Origin of the sequence: Chitinophaga agrisoli, from assembly GCF_008386695.1 — a bacterium.
GTDB classification, from domain to species: Bacteria; Bacteroidota; Bacteroidia; order Chitinophagales; family Chitinophagaceae; genus Chitinophaga; species Chitinophaga agrisoli.
Genome location: NZ_VUOC01000002.1, coordinates 364,481 through 377,210, shown reverse-complemented (window position 1 = coordinate 377,210; position 12,730 = coordinate 364,481). Strand labels below are relative to the sequence as shown.

The 12,730-nt window shown below is 49.9% G+C and carries 2 protein-coding genes; one reads left to right on the top strand and one right to left on the bottom strand.

What is annotated here, in order from left to right; genetic code table 11:
- Positions 1-11: 11 nt before the first annotated feature.
- Positions 12-4,205, bottom strand: coding sequence for a DNA/RNA non-specific endonuclease (locus F0L74_RS08940; RefSeq protein WP_188315926.1), 4,194 nt, complete (start codon positions 4,203-4,205; stop codon positions 12-14).
- A gap of 517 nt (positions 4,206-4,722) precedes the next feature.
- On the opposite strand from F0L74_RS08940, the gene F0L74_RS08935 reads away from it, so the two are divergent.
- Positions 4,723-12,730, top strand: an 8,008-nt coding sequence (locus tag F0L74_RS08935; protein WP_188315925.1) for a beta strand repeat-containing protein, incomplete at its 3' end; no start/stop codon positions are given.

Below are 12,730 nucleotides of genomic sequence, written 5' to 3'. Positions count from 1 at the left end.
ATAAATGTTTTTTATCGGCATCCGCATGCTCTGTGATGCTGGAATAACCCATTGGGTACAGTGTCGTCTACAATAACATTCGCATTTTGGTCAATAGCGTATATGCTTACGCTGTCAGGTAGCAGATTATTACCCGTATAGTTAGGTATAACCTCTACCAGCACGGTGTTACCATCCCGGACGTGTGCCGTAATAGTGTCTTCGAGCCTCCGCATGCCGGGATGGTTAGATCCGCTTGTTAAAGTTACAAGGTTTTCTCTTATTCCTCCATCTCCTCCATGGTTAGCAGCTATCAAATGGCTTCTTTGATGGTGGGTGGGGTGGTTACCGCTTACAAAACCCACCGGGTCTACAGTGGCGCCGGATCCCGTACCTATCGATGAGGGGGTTACTTCCGCAAATGCGCCGGTAGCACGGTCCAGACCATCTAATGGATAATAGGTCGGGTTCAGTCCGAATATATCCAGGAGCGCGTTAACGTCGAAAACATATGAATAGAGCCTGTCGCCTCCTTTAAGCCCCGCCGGGTCTTTGGAGATATATACGCCTTCTTCAGGACTATAATACCGGAACCGGTTATAACAGAGCCCTGTCTCCACGTCTTCATACTGGCCCTGGTACCTGAATGGGACCAGCTCCTTGCTGCCTGTGTACTTGCGCACCTTGCCGTAGATGTCCAGCTCACATTCCCATACTTTTTCGCCTGCCTGATCATAGGCCTCGCAGGGTGTACCCATATGATCAGTAATGATGGAATACGATCTGCCATTGGTCAATTTAGCGATGGGTATAAAAGACCCTTCCTCAAATACCCATGTAATCATCGTTTCCGGTGGTGTGGGCTCCGGATGATCCTGTTCCACATCTCCCAGTTCATTAATAATGGCAACCGGCCGTTCTTTAACCGGGTAGTGCCATTCATGCAATGGAACATTGCCATCCCACACAAAGCGGGTAAGCCGGGCATTATATTCCTTTTCTATACGGCGGCCCAGGGGGTCATAACGGAAAGTTACCGGTTTCCCGTCCGGGCAGGTCACCTGCTTTAAGAGGCCGTTGCCATACCATGCATATTCCCAGATGGCGCTGCCTGCGGGGGCGGCGTGAACGATCTTTTTAAGCAGGTTACCTTCTTCATCATATATAAAACGGGCATTGGAGGTTTCCAGGAGTTTGCCTCCGGGGGCATATTTGCGGTCGTGCCGGGTTTGTGTTTCATACAGGTTCCCGGCTTTGTCCGGCAGGCGGTAATCGTATTCCCCATTTTCATATTGCGCCCAGGCGAGGTTGCCGAAATCATCATGCGCAAATTTTACGGCGCCGTTGCCAATACCGTTAACGATCTGCCTTAATTGTTGATTGGCGTCCCAACGATAATGCCGCCGCCTGGTACTGCGGTCGCCGTTGCTGACGGTATGGCTGTCCGGCTGGCCGGCGTGGTTATAGTTCCAGCTGCTTTTTATGCCACCGGGCACGGTACGTTCTATTTCCAGGCCTAAGAGGTTGCGCTCAATATGGGTAAACCAGGGATTGTCAAAGCCTGCTGTACTGGCTTGAATGCCCGTTACATCTCCCGTTACATTGCGTTGTATCTGTATTTGAGCGCCTAAGCTGCTTTGCAGCGCCCTGCGCCGGCTGTTTTTATCGTAGACGCTGGTAACGGTGTGGCCGTTCTGCCATTCTTCCACAACATGGCCCATTATATCCCGCTCAAGCTTGAGGGTACAATATTCATTTACCGCTTCAATGAGTTGCCCGTTGCGGTTGTAACTGTATGTTTCCCAGCTGCCATCGCTATGCTCGGCGCGGATGAGCTGCCCATTGTAGTCGTATTCATAGTCTGTATAGCGTCCTGCCGGCCGATGTACTTTTATGATCTTACCGGCGGCATCCCGCTTATAATGACGGGTAAGCCCGTCAAAACCGGTTTCCTGTATGATATCCCCCCGGCCGTTCCGGGCAAAACGGTACATTTCTCCATGTTCATTGACAAGCCCCGTAAGTTGTTCATCTTTGTTGTAAAGGAAATGTATCTTAGCGCCATTCTCTTCCCGCATTTTCAGGCTACCCAGGGGGCTGTATAAAAACTTTACATCGTGGTGTTTGTCCCGGGCCTGTACTACATCTTCGTAGGCATTGTATTGCAGCTGTATTTGATTGCCATCCGGCAGCTTTACATCTGCAACGCGTCCCAGGGCGTCATAATGGAAATATTGTTCCTGCTGCAGTGGATTGACAGACCGGATACAATGGCCCCAATGATCATATTGCCAGCTGGACCGCCCGCCATCCGGCAGCGTAACCATGCAAAGGTTGAGGTCATGGTCATACCTCAGGCAGATCTTATTTTCCTGCTCATCTTCAATGGTGCAAAGCAGATTTTGCGTGTTATAGCGGAAAATGGAGATCCTGCCATCTGCCGCTGTGATAGTATGCAGAAGGCCGGTATGCTTAGCGCCTTTATAGTAGATATAGGTACGGCTGCCGCCTTGCGGATCTGTGGCCAGTACCAGCCGGTCAGCTGGATCATAACGAAAGGTATAAGCGCTGCCGTCCGGTTGTTCAATGCTGGTACAGTTACCGCGTTCATCATAACTATACCCTGTAACGTTGGCTTCTTCATCTATTTCCCGGTACAGCTCAAAATTATCCGTGTACGCAAAGAATTTTGAATTCCCTAGAGGGTCTTTGATCTGGTTAACTACAAAATCCGGTGTGTAGTAATAAGTAGTGGTATGCCCCTGGGAGTTGGTAACCAGGTTATAACCTTTGTCTGTGTGGTATTCGATCCATCCTTCCAGGATGCCGCCATCACCCCATGTATGGATACAACGGGCCTTATGGTCATATTCCCAGTAGAAGGTCTGGCCGTTGCGGTCTGTTTTGGCCACCATTAAATGGTCATGGTATTGGATCCGGGTGGTTTGATCCAGCGCGTCAGTGATCTCGCAAAGATCGCCGGCTTCGTTATAGCCGTAGTGTATCAGGGGCCGGGTAGCTCCGCGATGACGTGCCCTGACGGCGATAATGCGGCCAAGTTGGTCGTTATCAACCTGCAGCTGCCGGCCGGCGCTGTCTGTTACCTGTTGCAGGTGACCTTTGCTGTTATGATCAAAACTGATCATAAAACCGGCCTCATTACGGATAGCATACAGCCGGTACTGTTCATCCAGCGGGTGTAACCGGTGAAAGCAGTAAGCCAGCCTTTCCCGGTGATCAAACAGTTCGTACCGGTCCAGATCTGTGCGGGTAAGTGTGAGCTTTTCCGCGCGGTTATATTCGCTATTGCCCGGATAGGGCAATTCATCAAATATGACGCTCCGGCCGTCTCCCAGCAATACGCCAGTGGCATTTTCATCACTGAGTTCCAGCACCCGCAGATCGTATCCGAAGTGGACGCCGTGACCTAATGGCCCTTCATGAGAACTATCGGAGTTCCATGACCGTTGCCATTTAAGCGGAATAGGGCCAGGCAGCTCAAAATCGACGCCATCGTAGATCACGATCCCCTGAACGAGATCTACCGGCTCAAACCCAAGCTTACAAAGCAAACGGCTGAGCTTATCACTGCCGCCTATCTTTTTCTGATGGGCAAGGTTAAAGTCCTTTAGTTTGTTTTTGAGCTTCTTCGCAGCCCTGCCAAGCTTTTTCATACCTTTTCCCAATCCTTTCATCAGTGCGCCAAAACCAAAAGACATCACCAGGTTAAGGAGCGCCCCGCTCCAGTCCGGCACATAAGGCCCGCCCACCATCACCGGTTTACCAAAGGAAAGCGGAATGGAAAAGGAAGTAGGCAGGTACATGCTGGGAATGGGTTTGAACTTCTTACCAGGCTGCAGGGAAAGCGGAATGCCAATATCGTTGCAGGTCATTAACATATGACCGGAAGGGCTCATGAGATTACCCTCCACCTTTACCGTTTTACTGCCAAAAAAGTTAACGGAATCATGGCCTATCATGGGCGCCAGCAGAAAAGGCCCACCCATAGGAATGTGGAACAGGATAATAATAATGCCGCTGGTATCACTCTTACCCCGCGGTACATGATTGATCTTGGTAGTAGCCCCTATAAAGGGAATATAATCCATTGGATCAACTACAAAACCTATATACGGATGAGGAAGTGGGATAGGGAAACCCAGCAACAATACAATGTGAATATCCAGTCCTATCACCGGCGTAAAGTGCTTGTTGGTAACTAGCATATACGAGGGTTTATATTACAAAATAGATCCTTAGATAACAGGGGATAGGACGATAGTAAAACGGGTTAAATGATGCTTCAATATAACAATTTCCGGAATGATTCCGAAATGGAAGCGGTTGCGACGGAATACAATATTACACAAACGTTACATTCCAAATAAGCATAACATAACAAAAAATATTATATATATTTGCATCCCATAGGCACAGAGAGAACGTATTATCACATTAGACGGATATTCAGGATCAATATCCATTAGAACAATTTAACGTGTAAAAGTAGAATTATAGGCGCATCCATTCCCTGCCTCCTCTCAATTAGTGACAATGAGTTACGTCCTGTGCCTGACATGATTACCGGCAACTTTATTTGCCGACTATCCTATATCTATGAAAATAAGTATTGTAAGGAGCTTATTAAGCATCAGCTTGATATTTAGCTCTCTATTGGTATTTGGCCAAATGCCTTTTAGCCCTTGTAGTCCCAGCGGGGGAAAAAAGGCGGATTTGTTGGGCGTGGAATCCAAATATAGGGCGCCAGGTGCGCCTGCGCCGGTTTTTAACATTCCTGCGGGTACGCGTTCTATCAGCGTATTTATCTCCTCTGAAACAGGGCTCACCACCGGTAGTGATAACCCGCAGGGAGACGAGGATTTTATCACCATAAACGCCATTATCGATCTTTCCGCCAATACTTCCTCTGGTTATGTGAACTATGCTAAGAACACCAATACCAATGGTTCCGGCACAAACGTGTATGGATGGCAGAAAGTGCCGCTGGGCGCACCTATACCGGCTGCCAGTAAAGTGGGGGATGCTACGCCGGACCTGAATAACGTTAACTTCTCGATCTCCGGCAGCACGCTTACCATCACCGAAAATGTTACCACCACGCACTCATCCTATTACCTGGAATATTTATCACCTTATAATAACTCGTTCAACCTGCTGGATCCGCAGGTAAAAGCATTGCTGCACGGTGCAGGTACCGCCAATACAGACCTGGTAGTGCCCATCCCCGCAGGGGCAAATGTGATCTCCATTTCCGGCAAAGGCACCAATACAAATGCCACTGACCTGAATACATCCAGCGGTACGGAAGAGGGTTATTCGAACCTGCGCTTTACCATCGATCTGGATGCCGGGCTGACAGACGGTTTCATTACCCTGGCGAATGGAGGCTCTGTGGACAGACGGTCCACCTATGTGATCAATAACCTGGCCAGTTCCTCCACCATGGATTTTCTTTCGTCTGCCGCCATCGCCGGCGATTACTCCGGAAAGCTGACCAGCCCCGGCGCCGTGGGGGTATTCAATCCCCGTATGTACGTGAGCGGTACAAACCTGGTCATCAAACGTGATGCTAACTACGCCCGCGATTTTGATGACGCTTATGTACTCGAATTCTATAAAAGGACAGGGCAGGGGATGAGCGCGGAATTTATCAATTCGGACATTCAGATCATCCCAAAAGGTATCAGCTCCACGGCCGGCGTTACCCGGGTATTTACCATTCCTCCGGGTACCAGCGCCATGTACCTGAACGAGACGGGTAATGCCTGTAATACAGACCGGGAGAGTAACGAGAACTCCATTGCCGCCTACGCGTATATAGACCTTACCACGGAAACAGCCACCGGTTATTTCTATCAGCAGGTAGGCCTTAACGGCGCTGCCAGAAGGGATGACAACTTTGCTTTCAAAGGCGTTCCGCTGAATAACAGCAGTAGCCGTGCCCATGCAAATACGGTAGGCTTTAAAAGCCCTAGTATTTATGATATTACCTTTTCCCTGTCAGCCGATAAAACACAGCTGACAGTTACCAATAAAACAGACCTGGCCAACCCAGACTACCAGATCCTTTTATCCATGGACTACTACGGGGCACGGCCGGATATTGCATTTAATACCAGCAACATCACATTCAGCAAAGGCAGCAACTGCAATACCATAAAAGCCAATGTGAACGTATGTAACCCCGGATCAGGTAACAGCAGCGGCGGTATGCCGGTGTGTTTCTATCATGGCGATCCTACCACGGATCCCGCCGCGGTACTCGTTTATAAGGGCACATTTGACCAGGATATCCATGAGGGAGAGTGTAAGACCTTCAGCTATGATATAGACCTGAGCAGCCTTTCCAGCCTGGATGTTGACCTGACTATTATCATTAACGACAATGGCAGCTTTGTGCCCGGTGGCGTGGGACATGCCGTAGGCACGCCTTTTACGCTGGCGTCGCTCGCTAACCAGAACACTGGCTATAAGGAATGTTATTACGATAACAACCTGGTCACCAAAACAGTAAACGTAAACAACTGTCCGATAGTAGACCTGGATCCGGACAACAGCTCCGGCGCTACCGGTAAGTATAACTACCTGAACTATTTTAACGCGGGCAGCGCCGGCGCAAAGATCGCAGATGCAGACCTGAACATTATTGATCCCGATGGCGGCAACATACATAGCGCCACTATCACCCTTACAAATATCCTGAACCCCGGTAATGAAGGCCTTTTTATAAACGGTACCTTACCGCCGGCCTTTATGGTTACCGGCAATGGCACTGGCGCCATTACAATATCCGGATCAGCTTCGCAGGCGGCTTACATTGCCGCAATAAAGATGATCGAGTACCGGAATAGCAATGGCGCGCCTAACACCGCTAACCGTATCATTACCACTACGCTGAATGATGGCGTGGAAACAGGCCCCGCCTCCACCACTACCATTGTGATGCTTACCAACCCGCGTATTAATGTTACCGGTAACGGTACGCTGATCGCTGATGCCAGCACAACAGTCAACACCGTAGATGGAACTGATTTTGGCTTGACCACTACCGGCACGATCGCGCATACCTTCACCATCAATAACGTGGGTACCGGCGTAATTAACCTTACAGGTACGCCCAAGGTAAGCAGACTGTCCGGCGATGCAGGTTTTACCATCACTACGCAGCCATCTTCCAGCTCTATCATAGCCGGTGGCGGCACAGACTTCGTAGTGACCTTTAATCCGGCAGGGCATCCTGTAGGCACTTATACCGCCGTGATCCGTATCCGGAATAATGATGCAGATCCGGGCAGGGCCGATTATACGTTCACTGTATCTGCTACCGTCAACAATCCGCCGGTTATAAGTAACGGCTCAGTGACAGGCATTGAAGATAATACCCTGGCTTTTGCAGGCACAGACTTCACCACTCATTTCAGCGATCCCGACGGCACGCCGTTGAACAAGATAAAGATCACCAGCCTGCCGCTTAATGGCAGCTTCCGGTTAAACGGAACGGTTATTACAGTTGGTCAGGAAATTCCTGCTGCCCAACTGGGTAATATCAGCTTTATCCCTACTGCGAACTGGAACGGAAGCACCAGCTTTAACTGGCAGGCCTCTGACGGCACATCCTATTCAGGCGGTACAGCGCAAACTACCATCATTATCCAGCCGGCAAATGACGGCCCGCAGATCACCGTGCCCACCAGCATAGCGGTTACAGAAGATGTGCCGGCCTCCCTTAAGGATATTTCTTTTGCAGATATTGATGCCGGTACGGGCGCTGTTACGGTTACGTTTTCCGTTCCGAACGGCTTAGTGAGCGCGGTTTCCGGAGCCGGCGTTACCGTAAGCGGTACAGGCAGTTCACTTGTGCTGACTGGTACCTTAGCAGACATTAATGCATTCTTAGGCTCCAATAAAGTAACTTATTCATCCTCCCAGAACCCACCGGCATCCGTAGTGCTGACGGTGAATATTTCAGATAATGGGAACACAGGTGGCGGTGCGTTGCAGGATACCAAGACGGTGCTCCTGGGTATTACACCGGTTAATGATGCGCCAACCGGCACGGGTGATACTAAGACTACTTTGGAAGATACCCCGGTTAGCAGTACAGTTACCGGTAACGATGTGGACGGCGATGTGCTTACATTTACCAAGGCTACAGATCCCGCTCACGGTACTGTAGTGGTGAACCCCGGTGGTACATATACTTATACCCCCGCTGCAGATTATAACGGTCCTGACCAGTTTACGATTGGTATTAGTGATGGCCATGGTGGAAGCACTACTGTAACAGTTAATATTACCGTTACAGCAGTTAATGACGCTCCTACCGGTACGGGAGATACTAAAACTACTTTAGAAGACACGCCTGTTAACGGTAACGTCAGCGGTAGCGATGTAGACGGTGATGCGCTTACGTTTACCAAGGCTACAGATCCCGCTCATGGTACTGTAGTGGTGAACCCCGGTGGTACATATACTTATACCCCCGCAGCAAACTATAATGGCCCTGATCAGTTTACGATTGATATCAGCGATGGCCACGGTGGTACAACCACTGTCACAGTTAATATCACCGTAACCGCAGTTAACGATGCGCCAACTGGTACAGGCGATACCAAGACCACACCGGAAGATACCCCGGTGACTGGCAATGTCACCGGTACAGATGCAGACGGTGATGCGCTGACCTTCACTAAAGCAACTGATCCTGCCCACGGTACTGTGGTGGTTGCCTCAAATGGAGATTACACTTACACCCCGGCAGCAGATTATAACGGTTCTGACCAGTTTACGATAGATATTAGTGATGGCCACGGCGGCACAACCACTGTAACTGTTAATATCACCGTTACTGCCGTAAATGATACGCCTACCGGCGCAGGCGATACTAAGACCACACCGGAAGATACCCCGGTGAGTGGCACAGTTACCGGTACAGATGCGGACGGTGATGCACTGACCTTCACCAAAGCCACTGATCCTGCTCATGGTACGGTAGTAGTAAACCCGGACGGTACCTACACTTACACCCCGGCAGCAGATTATAATGGTACGGATCAGTTTACGATTGATATCAGCGATGGCCATGGTGGTACAACCACTGTAACTGTCAATATCACCGTTACCGCCGTAAATGATGCACCTACTGGTACAGGTGATGCTAAGACCACACCGGAAGATACCCCGGTGAGTGGCACAGTCACTGGTACAGACGCGGATGGCGATGCGCTGACTTTTACCAAAGCCACTGACCCTGCTCATGGCAGTGTAGTAGTAGCCTCAAATGGAGACTACACTTACACCCCGGCAGCAGACTACAATGGTCCTGACCAGTTTACGATCGATATCAGTGATGGCCATGGTGGTACAACTACCGTAACCGTTAATATTACGGTTACGGCAGTCAATGATGCGCCTACTGGTACAGGTGATACTAAGACCACACCGGAAGATACCCCGGTAAGTGGTACAGTTACCGGTACAGACGCAGATGGTGATGCACTGACCTTCACCAAAGCAACTGACCCTGCTCATGGTAGTGTGGTAGTGGCCCCAAATGGAGACTACACCTACACTCCAGCAGCCGACTATAATGGCCCAGATCAATTCACGATTGATATCAGCGATGGCCACGGCGGCACCACCACTGTTACGGTTAATATCACCGTAACGGCAGTTAACGATGCACCGACGGGCACAGGCGATACTAAGACCACGCCAGAAGATACCCCGGTAAGTGGTACAGTTACCGGTAACGATGTGGACGGCGACGGGCTGACTTTTACTAAAGCAACTGACCCTGCCCATGGCAGTGTGGTAGTAGCCTCAAATGGAGACTATACTTATACTCCTGCCGCAGATTATAATGGTCCGGATCAGTTTACGATAGATATTAGTGATGGCCACGGCGGCACAACTACCGTGACTGTTAATATCACCGTTACCGCAGTCAACGATGCACCTACTGGCACAGGCGATACTAAGACTACGCCGGAAGACACCCCAGTAAGTGGAACAGTTACCGGTGGCGATGTAGACGGCGACGGGCTGACTTTTACTAAAGCAACTGACCCTGCCCACGGCAGTGTGGTAGTAGCCTCAAATGGAGACTATACTTATACTCCTGCCGCAGATTATAATGGTACTGACCAATTCACGATTGATATCAGCGATGGCCATGGCGGCACAACTACTGTGACTGTTAATATCACGGTTACCGCAGTCAACGATGCGCCTACCGGTACAGGGGATACCAAGACCACACCGGAAGACACCCCGGTAAGTGGAACAGTTACCGGTAGCGATGTGGACGGCGACGGGCTGACTTTTACTAAAGCAACTGACCCTGCCCATGGTAGTGTGGTAGTAGCCTCAAATGGAGACTATACTTATACTCCTGCCGCAGATTATAATGGTCCGGATCAGTTTACGATTGATATCAGCGATGGCCATGGCGGTACAACTACCGTAACCGTTAATATCACCGTTACCGCAGTCAATGATGCGCCTACCGGTACAGGTGACAGTAAGACTACACCGGAAGATACCCCGGTAAGTGGTACAGTTACTGGTACAGACGCAGACGGTGACGCACTTACTTTCACCAAAGCAACCGACCCAGCCCATGGTAGCGTAGTAGTAGCCTCAAATGGAGACTACACTTACACCCCGGCAGCAGATTATAATGGTACGGATCAGTTTACGATAGATATTAGCGATGGTCACGGTGGTACCACCACTGTCACAGTTAATATTACCGTTACAGCAGTTAACGATGTGCCAGCTGGTACAGGTGACAGTAAGACCACACCGGAAGATACCCCGGTAAGTGGTACAGTTACAGGTGCCGACGCAGACGGAGACGCACTGACCTTTACTAAAGCAACCGACCCTGCCCACGGCAGCGTAGTAGTAGCCTCAAATGGAGACTACACTTATACCCCCGCAACAGATTATAATGGTCCGGATCAGTTTACGATTGATATCAGCGATGGCCATGGTGGCACCACCACTGTAACCGTTAATATCACCGTAACTGCTGTAAATGATGCGCCTACTGGTACAGGAGATACCAAGACCACACCGGAAGATACCCCGGTAAGTGGTACAGTTACTGGTGCCGACGCAGATGGAGACGCACTTACTTTCACCAAAGCAACCGACCCTGCCCACGGCAGCGTAGTAGTAGCCTCAAATGGAGACTATACCTATACCCCCGCAGCGGACTATAATGGCCCTGACCAGTTTACGATAGATATTAGCGATGGCCACGGTGGTACCACCACTGTCACAGTTAATATTACCGTTACAGCAGTCAATGATGCGCCTACCGGTACAGGTGACAGTAAGACGACACCGGAAGACACCCCGGTAAGTGGAACAGTTACCGGTAGCGATGTGGACGGCGATGGGCTGACCTTTACCAAAGCCGCTGACCCCACCCATGGTAGCGTAGTAGTAGCCTCAAATGGAGACTACACTTACACCCCGGCAGCGGACTATAATGGCCCAGACCAGTTTACGATTGATATTAGTGATGGCCATGGTGGCACAACTACAGTGACTGTTAATATCACCGTTACCGCAGTAAATGATGCGCCTACTGGCACAGGCGATACTAAGACTACGCTGGAAGATACCCCAGTGAGTGGCTCAGTTAACGGTAACGATGTGGACGGTGATGTACTCACCTTCACAAAAGCAACGGACCCAGCCCACGGTAGTGTGGTGGTTGCCTCAAATGGAGACTACACTTATACGCCAGCAGCTGACTATACTGGCTCTGACCAGTTTACCATAGATATCAGTGATGGTCATGGTGGCACTACTACCGTAACTGTTAACATAACGGTTACCGCAGTAAATGATGCGCCTACTGGTACAGGTGATACACAAACTACTTTAGAAGACACCCCGGTAAATGGCAATGTTACCGGTAACGACGCGGACGGTGATGCACTGACATTCACCAAAGCAACCGACCCTGCCCATGGTAGCGTAGTGGTGGCCTCAAATGGTGATTATACTTATACCCCGGCAGCGGATTATAATGGTGCGGATCAGTTTACAATTGATATCAGCGATGGTCACGGTGGTATAACCACTGTCACAGTTAATATCACGGTTACTGCAGTCAATGATGCGCCTACTGGTACAGGTGATACCCAAACTACTTTAGAAGATACGCCTGTAAATGGCAATGTCACCGGTAACGATGTGGATGGTGATGCGTTGACATTTACTAAAGCAACTGACCCTGCTCATGGTAGCGTAGTAGTAGCCTCAAATGGTGATTATACTTACACGCCGGTAGCAGATTATAATGGCCCTGACCAGTTTACAATAGATATCAGCGATGGTCATGGTGTCACCACCACCGTAACAGTTAATATCACCGTAACTTCAGTTAACGATGCACCGACGGGTACAGGCGATACTAAAACTACGCCAGAAGATACCCCGGTGAGTGGTACCGTCACTGGTACAGACGCGGACGGAGACGCACTGACCTTCACAAAAGCAAGCGACCCTGCTCATGGTAGCGTGGTGGTAGCCTCAAATGGAGACTACATCTATACTCCAGCAGCAGATTATAATGGTTCTGACCAGTTTACAATTGATATCAGCGATGGCCATGGCGGCACTACTACCGTAACTGTTAACATAACGGTTACCGCCGTCAATGATGCGCCTACTGGTATAGGTGATACCCAAACTACTTTAGAAGACACCC